The sequence below is a fragment of the Methanococcus vannielii SB genome (assembly GCF_000017165.1).
GTDB classification, from domain to species: Archaea; AGJL01; Methanococci; order Methanococcales; family Methanococcaceae; genus Methanococcus; species Methanococcus vannielii.
This window is the reverse complement of sequence record NC_009634.1, coordinates 840,326-858,012: the sequence shown is the minus strand read 5'-3', so window position 1 is coordinate 858,012 and position 17,687 is coordinate 840,326. Positions and strand designations below refer to the sequence as shown.

The window sequence follows — 17,687 nt, the reverse complement described above, 5'->3', positions numbered from 1 at the left end:
GGTTTTTCAGATAAAGTGTAAATATAATTTTAAACTAGTATCTTATTTTTCCCCCGATATTATCGATAATAAAACTGAAAGTTTCCCTAAGCACCTTTAATTCAGGTTTATTAAATGAATATACTCTGAAAGTTACACTCAATTCATTTTTATCAATTTTTTCCCCCGAATATGTGTCAATTACTTGAATTTCAAATTTATGGGCTAATAATTCAATAATAATACTCAAATCAATGTTTTTTTTAAATAAAACGGAAATATCTGTGAAATATTTTTCCAAATTTTCGTCTTTCCAAAGTTTAAGGTCTTTATCATCCATGAGTGAAACATTTGAAATATTTAAAATTATTTCTTTTTCATTCTGTTTAATAACTAGATAATCTGAATAAACTTCCTTTAAAATCCCACAATGCACATTTTCAGAATAAATATGCTTCAAACCGACTTCTTTTCCAATGGACTTTAAAAGTTTTTCATTCTCTCTTGAAATTGCATAAACCGCTTTATTTGAACAGTTAAGGCCTCTTTTAGTTTCGTTTCCAAAGTGTTCAGCAGAATTTTTCATGTTTTCTACAAAACTGTCTCGATCCTGTTCCTGCACGATTTTACTAATTTTTTCGCAGTTTTTTATAAATGCTTCATGAATATTGATAATTTGGGAGTTATGCATCTGTATATCTGCATAAAGATAAGGATTTTGCCCAATAATTCTTGCAATAATATTTATCATTAGTTCATAAATTGGAGATGCAAAGTTTCTCGACTCTTTTATATCAATTTCAAGGTCTTTTAACGTAGAACCAAGCGAAATGTACACGAAATGGGTTAATCCCTGAACAACACCCATGATCTTATCATGTTCTTTTGGAGATACAACAATTACCTTTGCCCCTTCATTTTCTAAAAATTTACGTATTTTTTTAAAAAAAGGATTAATTTCGCCTTCAATTGGAGTCAATATTACAACTTGTCTTTTTAATGAAGGAGTTTCCGGCCCAAACATCGGGTGAGATGGCAAAATAAAAACGCCTTCATTTGAATATTCTTTCATTAATTTTGAAGGCCCTTCTTTTATTGAAGTTATATCCATTAGTAAAGATCCAGGCTTTACATGGGGTGCAACTTCTTTAATGACTGAATCTGTAACGTTTATTGGAACTGAAATAATTACAATATCTCCCTTTTTCGAAGCTTCAACGTTACTACTTGTATATAAAACACCAAGTTCTTTTTCAGCTTCTTTTCCCTTTATGTTATCCCTACCTGATACAATTACTGTAAAACCTTTATTCTTTAAAAAACTTGCAAACCATTTTCCAAGGCCGTCAGTTCCACCAATTATCGAAATTATCATAATTTTTCCTTTTTAACGTAGTTTTTTGATTTTTATATTATATTTCATGCATTATAACTATTTATGAATAAAGTGCTAAAAAAATCAAAAACATTACATCCTATAAATAACCTACATTATCTGTAAATGATTTAATGGGGCCCATGCTTTTCCCAACGGATCATCTTTTTTTGCCCCATAGGCCCAGCCATTTAAAACTTTTTCAGCAATTATAACCTCCCCTACTTCTAAATCAAACTCAATTGCATCATAGTCATCTAAAATCAATCCTTGATTGTTTGTCCTTTCAACTATCTGCTTCGGAACCCATCCTTCTTTATTAATCCCTTTGCATAAAATCCAGCCGGCCCAATCACTATTATCATCTGATTCTTCAATACACTCAACAGTCTCACCTTTCACCAGTTGAATTGGCTTTTCTGCTTCAGATTTTCTTTCTTTAATTACTATGTAATTGCCCATATTTACTCTCTTTTTTTATTAAGATTATGGTAAATTAAGTTTCTTTTCTTCTATTTCCATATACTCTTAAGAGTAATCTGATTATTTAACAATTCTATCCTCATAATTTTTTTTATTGAACTTTTATTATCTTCATGAGCCTTTAATAATGGAGCTTTTAATCTTGAACAACCGCTACCTGATGTCACATGCACTTACATACAGACATCTTTTAAGGAACATTTTCATAAGTCGTTTGTTGCTACATTTTCTTTAAGTTCTTTAATGGCAAAAAAGTATATTAAAACACATATGAAAAATATATTGATTAGATAATAGGGCTGGATTATAACCTGAATTTGTGCAGCCATTTATCACAACCATTTTTTATTTTTTAAATTTTTTGCAATAGTATATAAATCACTAGAAAATCCTTATGAAAGAAATAAATACAAAAACGCTGTATTAGGTCGCATAAACTTATTAAAAAAACTGCAAAATTTGATAGATGAGGGATCAAGATGTTAATTGGAGTACCAAAAGAAATCAAAAACAATGAAAACAGGGTAGCAATTACTCCTGCAGGTGTAGAGGCATTTGTTTTATCGGGTCACAAAGTATACATTGAAAAAAACGCAGGAACAGGTAGTGGAATTACGGATGAAGAATACGAAAGTGCAGGTGCTGAAATATTAAATACTGCAAAAGAAGTATTTGATACTGCAGAAATGATTATAAAAGTTAAAGAACCTTTAAAATCAGAATTTGAACTTTTTAAAGAAGGGCAAATTTTATTCACGTATCTACACCTTGCACCCGAACCTGAACTTACAAAAGTTCTTTTGGATAAAAAAATTATTGGAATTGCTTATGAAACCGTACAGCTTGATGATAGAAGTTTACCATTACTAACTCCCATGAGTGAAGTTGCAGGAAGAATGGCAATACAGCTTGGTGCACAGTTTTTAGAAAAACAGGAAGGTGGAAAAGGTGTGCTGTTAGGGGGAGTTCCGGGAGTTGAGCCTGCTGAAGTTGTAATCGTTGGTGGAGGGATAGTTGGTACAAATGCCGCAAAAATCGCAGTTGGGATGGGTGCAAAAGTAACGATTTTAGACGTTAATACGAGAAGACTTGCATATTTAGATGAAATTTTTGGAAATAAGGTAACAACACTAATGTCAAACAGTTTTAATATTGCAAAAGCGGTTAAAAAGGCGGATTTACTCGTAGGTTGTGTTTTAATTCCGGGTGCAAAAGCTCCAAAATTAGTTTCAGAAGAAATGGTAAAATCAATGCAACAAGGTTCAGTAATTGTTGATGTTGCAATTGATCAGGGCGGTTCAATTGAAACAATCGATAGAATTACAACACACGACAACCCAACGTATGAAAAATATGGTGTTATCCACTACGCAGTTGCAAACATTCCGGGCGCAGTTTCTAGAACCTCAACTTTCGCATTAACAAACGTTACCCTCCCTTATGCATTACAAATTGCAAATAAAGGTTACAAAAAAGCAATGAGTGAAAATCCAGCATTATTAAATGGTTTAAATGTAATTAATGGCAAAATTACTTATGAAGCTATTGCAAACGCACATAACCTTCCATACACACCAGTAGAAAAAGCTTTAAATGAATAATTCTCTTATTTTTGATATAACTTACCTAGGTAACTTTTTTCAGGTGAATTTAATGATTTCACATCCAATATGGGCTGAAATTGATTTAAATGCAGTTAAAAATAATATTAAAGAAATAAGGAGAATTACAAACTCGGATTCCCAGATAATGGCAGTAGTAAAAGCAAATGCTTATGGACACGGGGCAGTTGAAATTTCAAAAGTAGTTTTAAAAAACGGTGCCGATAGGCTTGCTGTTGCAAGATCAAAAGAAGCTATTGAATTAAGAAATGCAGGATTTAAATGCCCTATTTTAGTCTTTGGATATAATACAATAGAAGAAATTTTGGAACTGATTAAAAACGATGTTATATTAACAGTTTATTCTATTGAAATTGCAAAAGACATTCAAAAGATTGCAAAAGACATTCAAAAGATTGCAAAAGACATTCAAAAGATTGCAAAAGTACATTTAAAGATAGATACCGGAATGAATAGACTTGGATTTATTCCCGATAAAAAGACTATTAATGAAATATTGAAAATTAGTGAATTTTTAAATATCGAAATTGAGGGAATATATACACATTTTGCAGATGCGGATAATTCTGATAAAACGTATACAAAAAAGCAATTTTCAAAATTTATGGAATTTTTGACTGATTTAGAAGATTCGGGAATTAATATTCCAATAAAGCATGTATCAAACAGTGCAGCAATAATTGATCATCCGGAAACTCATTTAAACATGGTAAGGCCGGGAATTATTCTTTATGGGCTTTATCCATCGGAATTAGTCCAAAAAGATAAGATTAATTTAGAGCCCGTTATGAGCTTAAAGTGCTTGATTACACACGTAAAAGACGTTCCAAGGGGAACAAAAATAAGCTATGGCTGTACATATATTACCAAAAAAAAATCAAAAATTGCATCTATTCCCTTAGGTTATGCGGATGGATTTACAAGGATGTTAAAGAATGGAAAAGTCCTAGTTGGTGGAAAAAGGGCGCCAATTGTTGGACGGATATGTATGGATCAGTGTATGGCGGATGTTTCCAATATAGATGACGTAAAAATTGGCGATACAGTACTTGTTTTTGGAAAACATGAAAAGTATACTGTTCCAGTAGAAGAAATTTCAAACGAACTAAAAACTATAAATTATGAACTGGTCTGCATGATTTCTAACCGCGTTCCAAGAGTATATAGATATTAATTTTTTAACACATATATTTAAATATAATAATATTTTTATACTTTTATAACGGAATATATATTCCGGTAGTATATATAATTCAATAATGCCATACATAAAAAATTCAAATAACAATTCATATAAATGATTCAAAAGAAAAAATATGTATCTATAATGATTAACCGTTAAAAATAGGAGTGAAAAATATGGACTTTGTTTCTATTGTTTCAATTGTTAACAATTTTGTTTGGGGTCCCTATATGCTTGTACTCTTACTCGGTACAGGGATTTTTTTAACATTAAGACTTGGTTTTATGCAAATACACACACTTCCATATGCATTAAAACTCGCTTTTTCAAAAAATCAGGATAAAACTTCTCCTGGTGACATTTCACACTTTCAATCACTAATGACTGCACTTGCAGCAACAATAGGTACGGGAAATATTGCAGGAGTTGCAACAGCATACGTTTTAGGAGGCCCCGGTGCAATATTTTGGATGTGGTTTACAGCTTTTTTTGGAATGGCTACGAAATATGCAGAAGCAATTCTTGCAATTAAATATAGAACCGTAGATGATAATGGGGAAATGGCTGGCGGCCCAATGTATTTCCTTGAAAAAGGGATTCCAAATTATGGGATTGGAAAAATTTTAGGTATAGCATTTGCATTTTTTGGCGCATTTGCAGCATTTGGTATTGGAAACATGGTTCAAACGAATTCAGTTGCAGATGCAGTTTTATCGAATTTTGGCGTAAGTCCTTTAATTACTGGATTCTTACTTGCATTACTTACTGCAGCAGTAATTTTGGGAGGCATTAAGAGTATTGGTAGGGCTACAGGAATTATTGTTCCATTTATGGCCGTATTTTATATTTTGGGCGGTTTAGCAATTCTTGCAATGAATATAAATTATATCGTTCCTGCTTTTTCAACAATATTTTCATCCGCATTTAACTTTGAGGCAGGATTTGGTGCATTAATCGGTACTGCAATCATGTGGGGGGTTAAACGAGGAGTATTTTCAAACGAAGCGGGTCTTGGTTCAGCACCAATTGCTGCTGCAGCAGCTAAAACTGACCACCCTGGAAGGCAAGCACTTGTATCTATGACCGGAACATTTTTAGATACAATAATCGTTTGTACTATAACTGGTTTAGTTTTAACCATTGCAGGATTAAAAGCTTTCCCCGGACTTTCAGATTTAACGGGCGCATCTTTAACTGCGGCTTCATTCGATGCATTAATGCCAATGGGTGGAATGATAGTTACAATTGGTTTGATTTTTTTCGCATATTCGACCGTTCTTGGATGGTCATACTACGGTGAGAAATGTTTTGAATATTTGGTTGGAACAAAAGGAATTAAATTATATAGAATTGCATTCGTACTTGTTGCATTCTGGGGTGCAACTGCAAGTTTACCTTTAGTATGGGATATTGCAGACACTTTAAACGGTGCAATGGCAATTCCAACTTGATTGGATTATTATTACTTTCAGGAGTAGTTGTTAGCGAAACAAAAGCTTTCAACGAACTAAGAAAAAATGAAATGAATAAGTAAAAATAAAATAAGTAAAAAATGTTTTAATTACTAAATATCTTTTTGTTTAATTTTAAATTTAAGATTATGTCAAAATGCGCTTTTTAACATTATTTAAATCAGTCGGATTTATAATTTTATTTAATTATTGTTATTTTCTCAATACTTTTTTATACGTAAAATGAATAACGTTATAGGACTTGTAATTTAGGTGATTGAATGATTACGGACAGGGTTTCCGATTACTTGGAAAAAATCGAAAAGTCTGATATTAATGCTTTTATCGATTTAAATGGCGAGAGAGTACTTAAAGAAGCAAAAGACTTGGAAAAAAATGAAAAACTTAAAAATAAATCTTTGTATGGAAAAATAATTGCTGTAAAGTCAAATATCAATGTTGAAGGATATAAAATTTCATGTGCATCAAAAACTCTTGATAACTACACGGGAACTTACGATGCAACAGTAATTAAAAAATTACGGTCGGAAGGGGCTTTAATTATTGGTATGACAAACATGGATGAATTTGCAAGCGGGAGTAGTGGCGAAACTTCTTATTATGGCCCTACTAAAAACCCTAAAGCACTGGATAGGATTCCTGGCGGTAGTAGTTCAGGTAGTGCAGCTGCAGTTTCAGCAGATTTATGTGATATGGCACTTGGAAGCGATACTGGGGGAAGTATTAGAAACCCTGCAAGTCACTGCGGTGTAGTTGGATTTAAGCCCACGTATGGGGTTGTTTCAAGACAGGGTTTATGCGACCTTGCAATGAGTTTTGACCAGATTGGGCCGCTTACAAAAACTGCAGAAGATTCCTTGAATTTAACAAATGTTATAAAAGGACTTGATTTATCAAATACTACTTCATTAAAAACTCCCAAATTTGAAAAAAAGGAAATTAAAGACTATAAAATAGGAGTAGTTAGGGAATTTATGGATGTCACCGACGAAAAAATTAGAAATGAAATTGAAAAGGGAATTGAAGTGTTTAGGGATTTAGGTTGCGAAATTGTGGACTTAAGTTATAAATACATTGACCTTGCACTTCCAACATACTACCTAATAAACTATGTTGAATTTTATTCCGCAACTAGAAAATATGATGGAAGAAGGTTTGGGGAGGTTATTGAAGAAGCATGTGGTGAGGAAGTTTTAAGAAGGATTTTAATTGGAAAACACATTAGTGAACAAGAGTTTAGTGGCAAATATTACAAAAAAGCGCTCCAAGCAAGGAAAGAAATGAAAAAAGAAATGATTGGATTATTTAATAGTGTAGATTTAATTGTGGGGCCAACAGTCCCTAAATTACCCCATAAAATTGGTGAGGAACTTTCCCCCATGGAAATGTATGCATACGACGTTCTAACGGTTCTTACAAATATTTGTGGGATATGTTCAGGAGTTGTTGGCTGCGGAAATATTAATGGAATTCCTGTTGGCCTACAAATTCAAGGGGCGTCCCTTGACGATGAAAAAGTATTAAGTGCAATGATTGAATTTGAAAATAATTATTAAATTTTTATTTGAAATTACATAAATTATAAAAATTTATCTTTAATATTTTTTAGGGTTTACAAAAATTACATGCAATTTTTATAAATAATTTATATATTGCAGTTATAATTTTTTTATTTGGTAAAATGGCAGAATATATCTGGTTATCAAAATCTGTATTTTTTTCATCGGGAATTAAAAGTTTGTATTCTATTCCGAATTTCTCACACCGTAATGTTGAAAAAACGACATAATTTTCAGAAAAAGGTTTCACATACTCCCATTTTTTATATTTTTTTAGAAGCTCAACAGTTTTTCTTTCACTTTCGGAAAGTATTTTTCCATCAATTTCTAATTCAAGTAGTCTAAACATATGCATAGTATCCATAACAATATAAAGATAATCTAATGGAGAAATGGTGTTAAAATTCGAATTTATGCTTTTTGAAAAGTTTTTAGTATACTTTAAAAATTCAGAAGATAGTTTAGTTGTTTTTATTTCGGTTTTTACTGTTTTTGTAGTCATATTTACCCCCTTTAAATAAATAACGTATTTAAAATAGTTAAAATGGCTAATATTTAAAAAAAAATGGTTACAGTGATTTCGCATTTGAAAACCATTTTTCATATATTTTGGCATATGTTCCATCTTTTTCCATTTCAAGCAAAATTTTATCAATTTTTCCAACCAGTTCCTGATTTTTAGGATTTACTGCAATACTTATATATTTTATATCAAGTTCTTGTACAAACCTTATCGAATCCGTTTCCTCCTGTAAATGGTTAAAATATCTTTTATCTGTTATAACAGCGTCAATATTTCCGGAAATTAGATCTTCTATCATTATTTCATTATTATCATAACTTACGGGAATAAAATTCATACTCCTTAAAAGATATTTTCCTTTTTCTTCTGAAGATGAAAATTTAAGCACCCCTATTTTTTTACCCTTCATGTCTTCAAGTCTATAATATTTACTGTTTTTACTGCATAATATAACTTCATATGTACTTAAATACGCCCTACTGTACTTAATCTCATTTTTATGCGCAGATAAAAAGTTTGAAGATATTGCACAGTCAATGTCTCGATTTTTCACTGCATTATATGGTTCATTATTATAATTATACGGAATAAATTCAGGAGATACTTTCATTCTCTTCGATATTTCAGTTAATAAATCTATTTCAAACCCCTTAAGCTCCCCGTTTTCTTCATAAGTATAGGGCGGTAAATTTGGATAAACTCCAACGGTTAAAACTCCCGTAATTTCATAATCATCAGTTCCAATATCGATTATACTTGAAAATGGGCTTAATAGTGTTATCAGTATTATATAGAGTGATTTCATAATTCACCACTTTTATTTTATTCATATTTTATGAATATTAAATCTGATTTAATGTACTATATTATACTAAGTAGAATTCTAATTTATATATGTATCCCTATAATTGTTTATTTGTCGGAAAAATAACTAAAAAATTATTTAGGGTATTATAAATAGTGGGAAAAATATTTTTAAAAATTATCAAAAAATAGCAAATTTTATTAATAAATAATAAATTTACATAATGTATTAAAAAAAATTAAAAATTAAATTTCTACAACATCCACATCTTCCAACGGGATATCCTTTAAAGCCCTTCCAATTGAGGATTTTGCAATTCTAACTGCATGCTCAGGGCTTTCTGCATTGAATACCTTCATAGATAATAATATACCTACAATTGCAGTTTTTGCAACGACAAGTACACAATCAATTGGTTCGCCACATTTTGGGCAGATTGTTAAACCAACGTCAATATCTACGTAGTCTAAACTTCCTTTGTTTAAAAGTTTTCCAATTTGGGATATTGCAACTCCAATTGCATCCTCTACATCTTCAACATTTTTTGCAATATATGAAGCCTGTAATGTTACGTGGTAATTTCCCATGTTATCTCACCGAAATCTCGCTATTTTGCTAGTGTAAATCTCACATCGTCGTCTCCTACATTAAAAATTCCGAGCCGTGCTCCAGCATCTATCCAGCCGTAAGCATAATTCAACGAAGCGAATGCATTTATATAATCCCCTTTATCTATAAATGTTTTTGCATCGTTAAAGTAGCAGTCAATCATCAAAAGAAAATCAGAAGAAACATCGAATAAAAGGCTTTTTTTTGAAGGTAAACCTTTTTTTATAATAGATATTGCTTCTTCAGTTCTTGATAAATAATTTTCTATTTTCTCATCAGTTATTATATTTTCAATTTTTTTCATTTAATCACGGCAGTAATTTTAATTAATTTTTTTTAATTTATTTACTATTGATAGAACCATCGGAAAATTTTTAATTATGTACTGAACTAGCATTGAAACCTTTTTCGTTTAACTTTTCCGCCAATTACTTCATGTACCCCACTTATTGTTACAAATGCGTTTTCATCAACCTCTTCAATGATTGATTTTAACTTAGAAACCTCAAGTCTGTTAATTACTATATAAAGTACCTTTTTTTCGTCTTTTGAGTATCCTCCGCTTCCTTCAAGATAGGTTACTCCCCTTTCCATTTTTTCCATTATTCTACATGCTAGTTCATCTGGGTTATTTGATACGATAATGACGGATTTTGATTCATCAAAACCTTTTATTGTAAGATCTATTGCCTTTGTTTCAATTAAACATGTTACAATTGAATACATTGCCCGATCCCATCCAAAAAGAAACCCTGAACTTCCTAAAATGAACACGTTAATAAACATCACTATCTGGCCTACTGAAAATGAAGTTTTTTTATTTAAAATTATTGCAGTAATCTCGGTACCGTCTAGTGATCCACCGTATTTAATTATTATTCCAACACCAAAGCCAAGGAGTAATCCTCCAAAAACCGATGTTAAAAATAAATCGCTTGTAACTTGAGGCATTGCTTCAAATATCGGGCTAAATATATATAAACAAATTATTGAAAATACTGAAAACCAAATCAAGTTTTTTCCAACGTGTTTATATCCTAAAATATAAAAAGGGATATTTAAAAGGAGTATTGATACTGGAACAGGTAATCCTGTAATATGGCTAACCATTATTGAAATTCCCGTAACTCCCCCATCAATTAAATTATTGGGGACTAAAAAAAGTCCAAATGCACATGCAGCAGCAGCTGAACCTACTATTATTAAAATATATTTTAAAAATATGTCAAATGCAGTTTTAAGTTTTTTTTCCATGATTATCCTGTTCAAATTTACTATTTTTTCATATGGTTTATACATATATAAATATTTAGATAACGTTGATTAGCGTAATTATCTTTAAAATTGGAGGATTACTTTACGACAATAAGGGTATCGTGAAAACATTTATATAATAATAATTGTAACGATTAATCATGATGATTACAAATTTACTTTCATCCTAGATGTCTTTTGAGGTGAATTAATGATAGAGATTAGGTTCCACGGAAGGGGAGGGCAGGGGGCAGTAACTGCTGCTCAAATTTTAGCAAAAGCTGCTTTTTATGATGGTAAATTCTGTCAGGCTTTTCCATTCTTCGGTGTAGAGCGAAGAGGGGCGCCTGTAATGGCATTTACGAGAATTGACGATGAAAAAATCCGATTAAGAAGCCAGATTTATGAACCAAACTATGTAGTTGTTCAAGATCCAACGTTGATGGATTCTGTCGACGTTACAAGTGGACTTAAAAAAGGCGGAAAAATTTTAGTAAATACGCTAAAAAACGTAAAATTTGAGGGATTTGAAGTTGTAACAATAGACGCAACAGGAATTTCATTGGAAGTACTGGGTGTTCCAATAGTAAACACGACTCTTTGTGGTGCATTTGCAGGAGTTACTGGGGAAGTTACATTAGAATCGCTTAAAAAAGCAATTATTGAAACATTTCCTGGAAAATTGGGCCCTAAAAATGCAGAAGCTGCTGAAAAAGCATACAATATTGTAAAAGGTTTGTAATGTGTCTTTTAAGGTGATTTTATGGTAAACACTGGAACTATTATTTATGAACCGGGAAGTTCGGCAAACAATAAAACCGGGAGCTGGAGAGTATTTAAACCCATTTTGGACAAAGAAAAATGTGTAATGTGTGAAAATTGCTATATTTTCTGTCCAGAAGGCTGTATCCAGGAGAAAAATGGAAAATTTGAAATCGATTATGACTACTGTAAGGGATGTCTTATCTGTGAAAGAGAATGTCCTGTAAAAGCAATAAAAGCTGAAAGGGAAGAAAAATAACTATTTAAGGAGGATATCATGTGTGAAATTAAGGTTATTACGGGAACTTCGGCAGCTGCAGAAGCTGCAAAGCTTGCAGACGTAGATGTTATTGCAGCATATCCAATTACGCCTCAGACCACATGTGTTGAAAAACTCGCTGAATTTGTTTCAAACGGTGAATTGGATGCAGAATATATTAAAGTAGAAAGTGAACACTCTGCAATGAGTGCGTGTATTGGTTCAAGTGCGGCAGGTGCGAGAACATTTACTGCAACTTCGTCACAAGGTTTAGCACTAATGCACGAAGTTTTATTTTCAGCAGCAGGAATGAGGGTTCCAATAGTAATGATGAATGCAAACAGAGCATTGTCATCACCGATTAACATCTGGAACGATCAGCAGGATAGTTTAGCGGAAAGAGATTCTGGATGGATTCAAATTTATGCAGAAGATAATCAGGAAGTTTTAGATTCCGTTATTCAGGCGTTTAAAATTGCAGAAAATGAAAACGTTCTTTTACCGGTAATGGTAAATCTTGATGGGTTTATTCTAACTCATACGGTAGAGCCAGTAACTTTGCCAAAGCAGGAAAATGTGCTTGAATTTATCGGAACATATGAGCCAAAACATGCATATTTAGACCCAAAAAAACCGATAACTCAAGGAGCTTTAGGGGATCCTAATTATTATATGGAAACAAAGTATGCGATTGAAATGGCAATGAAAAACGCAGAAAAAGTTATAGTTGATGTTCATGATGAATTTAAGGAGAAATTTAAAAGAGGTTATGGAAACGGGCTTATTGAATGTTACAATTTGGAAAAAGCTGAAACTGTAATCGTTGCAATGGGCTCAATTTGTGGAACAATAAAAGATGTAATCGATGCAAAAAAGAAAGAAGGAAAAGAAATTGGGCTTCTAAAAATAAGATGTTTTAGGCCGCTACCTATTGAAATGATTAAAGATGCACTTAAAAATGCAAAAAACATTGCAGTTCTTGACAAGAGCATAAGCCTTGGAATGAATAAAGGTATAGTGTACGTTGATGTCGTATCTAGCTTGAAAAATAAGAAAACTGTAAACTATATTGTCGGCCTTGGTGGACGAGATATTACTTTTGAAGATATTTTGGAAATTTATACGGACGTTGAAACATCTGAAGATGGAAAAACAATTTGGTTAGGATTGAAGGAATAATTTAGATATTTTGGTGATATTATGGCTGGAATGCAATTTCCTAGAGATGAATTATTTGCTCCAGGACACAGGGGCTGTGCAGGATGCGGTGCAGCAATCGTTGCTAGACTCGCATTAAAAGCTGCCGGAAAAAATACTATTGCGGCTAACGCTACAGGCTGTCTTGAGGTTATGACAACTCCGTACCCTGAAACCGCATGGAGAGTTCCTTGGATTCACGTAGGTTTTGAAAATGCCGCAGCGGTTGCAAGTGGCATTGAAGGTGCAGTAGCTGCATTAAAAAGAAAAAGGCAGAAATATGGCTCTGAAAAAGTAAACGTCATTGCATTTGGTGGTGATGGAGGTACTGCAGACATTGGATTTCAGGCTTTAAGTGGTGCAATGGAACGGGGCCACGATATGGTATATATAATGTACGATAACGAGGCTTACATGAATACAGGAGCTCAAAGGAGTGGGTCAACACCATTCATGGCTTCAACAACTACTTCTCCTGCAGGAAGCCATATTCGTGGAGAAAACCGGCCTAAAAAAGACATGCCAATGATAATGGCTGCACACGGAATTCCCTACATTGCAACAGCATCTATAAGCTATCCTGAGGATTTCATGAACAAGGTTAAAAAAGCTTGTGAAATTGATGGCCCAGCATTTATTCAAATAATGCAACCTTGTACAACTGGTTGGGGATATCCTGCTGAAAATACAATTGAAATTGGGAGACTTGCAGTAGAAACTGGTCTTTGGCCACTTTTTGAAATTGAAAACGGCGAATTTAAGTTAAATTATAGGCCATTAAAAAGAAAATCTATTGATGAATACCTGAAAATGCAGAAAAGATACCGGCACCTGACTCCTGCAGACATTTCCAAAATACAAGAAGCAATTGATTTGAAATGTCAGGAATACGGTCTTTAATTAATTTTTAAGGTGCAATCATGAAAAAAGTTATGATGGTTAACGATACTTGCGATAACTGTGGGGATTGCGTTAAGGCATGCTCTGAAATTCACGAAATAAGTGGCATTAGTATTTGGGAGCATAATGGTAGGTACCTACAGGTAGTTTGCCAGCACTGTACCTCTTCCCCCTGTAGCGAAGTATGCCCTGTTTCTGCAATTGAATCAAAAGATGGCGTAATTTATCTAGATAAAGAGACATGCATTGGATGCGGGCTCTGTGCAATGGCATGTCCGTTTGGTGCAATTTACGTTACTGGAAAAACTGCCCACAAGTGCGACTTATGTTACAATCGAGAAAATCATGCATGTGTTAAAGCATGCAGTAAAAGATGCCTTGACGTCTTAAATGTTGATGAAATTGTAATGGACAAAAAACTTAAAAATATTGAAAATTTAGCCGTAGTTGGGTCGAAATCAAAACCTAAAAAGAAAGGACTTCTCTCTTTAATTACTGCATCTTCACGATGCAACCCTTAATTTAATCTGGTGAAGTTATGAAAGTAATACCAAATATCGGGCTTTGTGTAAGCTGTGGAAAATGCGAAAGAATATGCCCTTTAAATGCAATCCATGTTTTTGATGGAATCCCTTTAAGGTGTATGCACTGTGAAGATGCCCCATGTATTTTTGCATGCCCAAAAGATGCGATAACAAAAATCGATGATAAAGTGGTGTTAAACCCTGAAAAATGTATAGGCTGTGCATTATGTATTGAAGCGTGCCCTGTCGGTGCAATTGATATGAATCGATGTTCAAATACTGTAGTAAAGTGTGACGGTTGCATAAATTTAGGTTCTGAACTTTGTGTGGACACTTGTCCTACAAAAGCACTTGATTATTATGAAAATACTCTTGAAGCAAAGAGATCAGAATTAATTTCAAAACTTAAGAAAATAAGTCCAAGAAAAAAGAAGTAATAAATTTTTACTTTACCAAAAACCACACCAATATTTAATTTTTTTATTTAATTGGAATTAATGTAACATCAACTTTTTTGTTTTCAATCTTAAGCTTCATAACCGTCTTTAATGGGTATCTTGGAACTGTGGGGCTACCTGGGTTTAAAAGCAATATTTTTTTATTTTCTGAAATATCAATCTCTTCTATCATTGGAATATGGGTATGTCCAGATATTAAAATGTCCCAATTATTTTCAAGGCATAAATATTTCATTTTTAGTGAATCTCCCCTAGGATGAATTTGATTTCCATGGATTATTCCAATTCTAAAATTATCGATTAAAAGTTCGTATTCAGTTGGAAAATCGGTATTATCCATGTTTCCAGAAACAGCAATAATTTTACTGATTTTTTTTAAGTCTTCTAGAACTTTTTTGGAAGTTAAATCTCCGCAGTGGATAATTAAGTCAACATCAAAAAAATATTCGAAAATTTCTTTTGGAAGTGAATCTGCCCTTTTAGGAATATGTGTATCTGATAAAATACCGATAATCATGATTGGCCTTTTAAAATTTATAATAAAATAGCATTAACACCGAGTAAATAAAAAAAGGCATCGTTGGGGTGGGCAAAAAATCGTAACAACCACTTAACCCCAAATCCTGCTCTATCCCGCAACCCTCTGAGCGTTGAAGTTCTTCCTACCGCTGCTCCCTTCCGGGCCTGACGGGGTTCGAAAGATTAGGAAGGTTTAGCTTTTCCTTCCAGAAAAGACTCCTTCTCCATCGTACCCCAAAGGACGAGATGTCAATACAGGACTTGGGAATGGAAGGTACGATTTTAAGCCGCCCCCAAGTTTTCAGCTCTCGCAAAGGCGATTTCGAGTTACAGGAGACGCCTAACTTCCCAGCCTAGCCATAATTAGGTTTAACAGTCTTGGTTTATATACCTTATGGTATCGAGTCAAATACACAATAAACTGTACAAAATCCATATAAAAACTATTATATAAGATAAAAGGGAGTATATATTTAGTAAACACTATTTTATGACATATTATGTACTAAAGCTAATTTACACAACCACCCCTAACCTGCTTTGGAGGATTAACATGAGACTTGTTAAAGAAGCACTGGCTAAAAATAATGACGAGATGTACAACACGCAAATGGCAAAAGATGATTTTGGAAACGCTAAAATTCTTGTTGTGGGTTGCGGTGGTGCGGGAAACAATACAATCCACCGTTTAACTGAAATTGGAATTGAAGGTGCGGAAACAATAGCAATTAATACTGATAAACAGCACCTTGAGAATATTAGTGCAGATAAAAAGATACTTATCGGCTCAACACTGACAAGAGGATTAGGTGCAGGAGGATATCCTGAAATCGGTAAAAAATCGGCAGAACTTGCCAAAAACGTTCTTGAAGATGTAATAAAAAGTGCTGACTTAGTTTTCGTTTCTGCAGGTATGGGTGGCGGAACAGGAACGGGTTCTGCACCGGTAGTAGCAGAAATTGCAAAGGAGAATAGTGCAGTTGTTATTGGCGTTGTAACTTATCCATTCAAAATTGAACGTGCAAGACTTAAAAAAGCTGATGAAGGATTAAAGAGACTTACGGAAAGTTGTGATACTGTTATTGTAATTGATAATAATAGACTAGTTGATTTTGTTCCAAATCTCCCAATGAATGAAGCATTTAGAATTGCTGATGAAATTATCGCACAAGCTGTAAAAGGAATTACTGAAACAATTTCTTTAAAAAGTTTAATTAATATTGACTATGCAGACGTTAAAGCCGTGATGACTAATGGCGGTGTTGCAATGATTGGTGTCGGTGAAGTTGATTTTGATTCAAAAGGTGACAGGGTAGACAAAGTTGTAAAAGATACGTTGCAGTGTCCTCTTTTAGATATTGATTACAAGGGGGCAACAGGTGCATTAATTCACATTACGGGTGGCCCCGATTTAACCCTTGGTGAAGCAAATAGGATTGGTGAAGGGATTACAAATAGCATGGATGCAAATGCAAACGTGATATGGGGTGCAAGACTCGACCCTGAAATGGAAGGGGCAATTCGAGTAATGGCAATAATTACGGGAGTTAAATCTCCAAACATAATTGGTGGTGGAAAATCCCCTCAAAAAATAATTCCAAAGTCAGCTAATCGGACAAAAGGATCATTGGGAATAGATTATATTGTATAAATACCTTATTCTCTTTTTTAATCTAGGTGGGATATATGCGGGCTCATGAACGACTTTTACTTAGTGTTGGTTCTGACAAATTTACAGACGAGTTTAAAAAGATATTGCTTGAATTAGATATTCCATTAAAAGAATTTTCCGAAATTTCTGATATTCCTTATAGTACATTATATAAGGTTATAAATGAAAAAGATTTTAGAATATCAACTCTTAAAAAAATAGTAAATACAATTAAAACCCTTGAAAAGGGTGATGATTTAGAAGATAAAATAGCAGTAATTGCAGCAAGACCGTCTTTAAACAAAATAAGTACTAAAAAAATAGATATAAATGGTAAAAATTATCTTTTAAAAGAATATCCTGCAAATACGCTTGAAGAATGTATTGTTTCTGCAATTCATGCTGAACGAGAAGGCGTAAAAGCTATAGTTTGTGCACCAATCGTAAGTACAAGTATTGAAAAGGTAGTGAGAGTTCCAGTTGCAGTAATCATTGCAGAAAAAAATTCGTTTTTAGAGGCCCTTGAAATTGTTGTTTCAAAAATTTAAATTAA

At 33.1% G+C, this 17,687-nt stretch carries 19 protein-coding genes, 1 other RNA gene and 1 pseudogene; 12 read left to right on the top strand and 9 right to left on the bottom strand.

The genetic code is table 11. The features are described from left to right. Positions 1 to 34 precede the first annotated feature (34 nt). Together MEVAN_RS04215 and MEVAN_RS04210 are read right to left on the bottom strand one after the other, a co-directional pair. Positions 35 to 1,354, bottom strand: coding sequence for a prephenate dehydrogenase (locus tag MEVAN_RS04215; RefSeq protein WP_011972634.1), 1,320 nt, complete (start codon positions 1,352 to 1,354; stop codon positions 35 to 37). Between the two features lie 111 nt (positions 1,355 to 1,465). Further along, positions 1,466 to 1,816, bottom strand: coding sequence for an SH3 domain-containing protein (locus MEVAN_RS04210; protein WP_011972633.1), 351 nt, complete (start codon positions 1,814 to 1,816; stop codon positions 1,466 to 1,468). A 500-nt stretch (positions 1,817 to 2,316) separates the two neighbouring features. Here MEVAN_RS04210 and ald point away from each other — a divergent pair, with 500 nt between their 5' ends. The 4 genes and pseudogenes from ald (at position 2,317) to gatA (ending at position 7,670) form a co-directional block, all read left to right on the top strand. Then, on the top strand, positions 2,317 to 3,438 hold the full coding sequence (gene ald / locus MEVAN_RS04205) for an alanine dehydrogenase (protein ID WP_011972632.1): 1,122 nt from the start codon (positions 2,317 to 2,319) through the stop codon (positions 3,436 to 3,438). 52 nt (positions 3,439 to 3,490) lie between these two features. Beyond that, complete coding sequence (alr, locus tag MEVAN_RS04200; RefSeq protein WP_011972631.1) at positions 3,491 to 4,633, top strand: alanine racemase; 1,143 nt, start codon at positions 3,491 to 3,493, stop codon at positions 4,631 to 4,633. Between the two features lie 185 nt (positions 4,634 to 4,818). Then, a pseudogene (gene agcS, locus MEVAN_RS04195) lies at positions 4,819 to 6,176 on the top strand (sodium/alanine symporter AgcS). 198 nt (positions 6,177 to 6,374) lie between these two features. Next, the gene (gene gatA / locus MEVAN_RS04190; protein ID WP_011972629.1) at positions 6,375 to 7,670 is read left to right on the top strand and encodes an Asp-tRNA(Asn)/Glu-tRNA(Gln) amidotransferase subunit GatA; all 1,296 of its coding nucleotides are present in this window, start codon (positions 6,375 to 6,377) and stop codon (positions 7,668 to 7,670) included. A 49-nt stretch (positions 7,671 to 7,719) separates the two neighbouring features. On the opposite strand, the gene MEVAN_RS04185 is transcribed toward gatA, so the two are convergent. The 5 genes from MEVAN_RS04185 to MEVAN_RS04165 all read right to left on the bottom strand — a co-directional run bounded on the left by MEVAN_RS04185 (position 7,720) and on the right by MEVAN_RS04165 (position 10,864). After that, entirely contained in the window at positions 7,720 to 8,175 is a 456-nt protein-coding gene (locus tag MEVAN_RS04185; protein ID WP_011972628.1) for a hypothetical protein, read from the bottom strand. A gap of 67 nt (positions 8,176 to 8,242) precedes the next feature. Beyond that, entirely contained in the window at positions 8,243 to 9,001 is a 759-nt protein-coding gene (locus tag MEVAN_RS04180; protein WP_011972627.1) for an ABC transporter substrate-binding protein, read from the bottom strand. Positions 9,002 to 9,246: 245 nt separating this feature from the next. Next, entirely contained in the window at positions 9,247 to 9,588 is a 342-nt protein-coding gene (locus MEVAN_RS04175) for a DUF555 domain-containing protein (protein WP_011171453.1), read from the bottom strand. 20 nt (positions 9,589 to 9,608) lie between these two features. Then, positions 9,609 to 9,914, bottom strand: a complete 306-nt coding sequence (locus tag MEVAN_RS04170; RefSeq protein WP_011972626.1) for a DUF357 domain-containing protein — start codon at positions 9,912 to 9,914, stop codon at positions 9,609 to 9,611. Between the two features lie 86 nt (positions 9,915 to 10,000). Then, complete coding sequence (locus MEVAN_RS04165) at positions 10,001 to 10,864, bottom strand: YitT family protein (protein ID WP_011972625.1); 864 nt, start codon at positions 10,862 to 10,864, stop codon at positions 10,001 to 10,003. A 211-nt stretch (positions 10,865 to 11,075) separates the two neighbouring features. Here MEVAN_RS04165 and MEVAN_RS04160 point away from each other — a divergent pair, with 211 nt between their 5' ends. From MEVAN_RS04160 to MEVAN_RS04135, 6 genes are read left to right on the top strand one after another with little or no spacing between them, the layout of a single operon-like run. After that, on the top strand, positions 11,076 to 11,606 hold the full coding sequence (locus MEVAN_RS04160) for a pyruvate ferredoxin oxidoreductase subunit gamma (RefSeq protein ID WP_011972624.1): 531 nt from the start codon (positions 11,076 to 11,078) through the stop codon (positions 11,604 to 11,606). A 21-nt stretch (positions 11,607 to 11,627) separates the two neighbouring features. Continuing rightward, entirely contained in the window at positions 11,628 to 11,885 is a 258-nt protein-coding gene (gene porD / locus MEVAN_RS04155; protein ID WP_011972623.1) for a pyruvate synthase subunit PorD, read from the top strand. Positions 11,886 to 11,903: 18 nt separating this feature from the next. Then, positions 11,904 to 13,064, top strand: a complete 1,161-nt coding sequence (gene porA / locus MEVAN_RS04150) for a pyruvate synthase subunit PorA (protein ID WP_011972622.1) — start codon at positions 11,904 to 11,906, stop codon at positions 13,062 to 13,064. Between the two features lie 21 nt (positions 13,065 to 13,085). Continuing rightward, positions 13,086 to 13,982 carry a pyruvate synthase subunit PorB gene (porB, locus tag MEVAN_RS04145; protein WP_011972621.1) on the top strand — a complete coding sequence of 299 codons (897 nt, stop codon included), beginning with the start codon at positions 13,086 to 13,088 and terminating at the stop codon, positions 13,980 to 13,982. 20 nt (positions 13,983 to 14,002) lie between these two features. Continuing rightward, on the top strand, positions 14,003 to 14,503 hold the full coding sequence (locus MEVAN_RS04140) for a 4Fe-4S dicluster domain-containing protein (protein WP_011972620.1): 501 nt from the start codon (positions 14,003 to 14,005) through the stop codon (positions 14,501 to 14,503). A gap of 17 nt (positions 14,504 to 14,520) precedes the next feature. After that, a complete protein-coding gene (locus MEVAN_RS04135; protein ID WP_011972619.1) occupies positions 14,521 to 14,943 on the top strand; it encodes a 4Fe-4S dicluster domain-containing protein in 423 nt (140 codons plus the stop codon). A gap of 43 nt (positions 14,944 to 14,986) precedes the next feature. On the opposite strand, the gene MEVAN_RS04130 is transcribed toward MEVAN_RS04135, so the two are convergent. Together MEVAN_RS04130 and ffs are read right to left on the bottom strand one after the other, a co-directional pair. Beyond that, positions 14,987 to 15,481 (bottom strand): YfcE family phosphodiesterase, encoded by a 495-nt coding sequence (locus MEVAN_RS04130; RefSeq protein ID WP_011972618.1) that lies wholly within the window; start codon positions 15,479 to 15,481, stop codon positions 14,987 to 14,989. 51 nt (positions 15,482 to 15,532) lie between these two features. Continuing rightward, positions 15,533 to 15,847: signal recognition particle sRNA (gene ffs, locus MEVAN_RS08835), an RNA gene on the bottom strand. Positions 15,848 to 16,036: 189 nt separating this feature from the next. Between ffs and ftsZ the strand changes: the two genes are divergently transcribed. Together ftsZ and MEVAN_RS04120 are read left to right on the top strand one after the other, a co-directional pair. Further along, positions 16,037 to 17,134, top strand: a complete 1,098-nt coding sequence (ftsZ, locus tag MEVAN_RS04125) for a cell division protein FtsZ (RefSeq protein ID WP_011972617.1) — start codon at positions 16,037 to 16,039, stop codon at positions 17,132 to 17,134. Between the two features lie 35 nt (positions 17,135 to 17,169). Next, the gene (locus MEVAN_RS04120; RefSeq protein WP_011972616.1) at positions 17,170 to 17,682 is read left to right on the top strand and encodes a transcriptional regulator; all 513 of its coding nucleotides are present in this window, start codon (positions 17,170 to 17,172) and stop codon (positions 17,680 to 17,682) included. Positions 17,683 to 17,687: the final 5 nt, after the last annotated feature.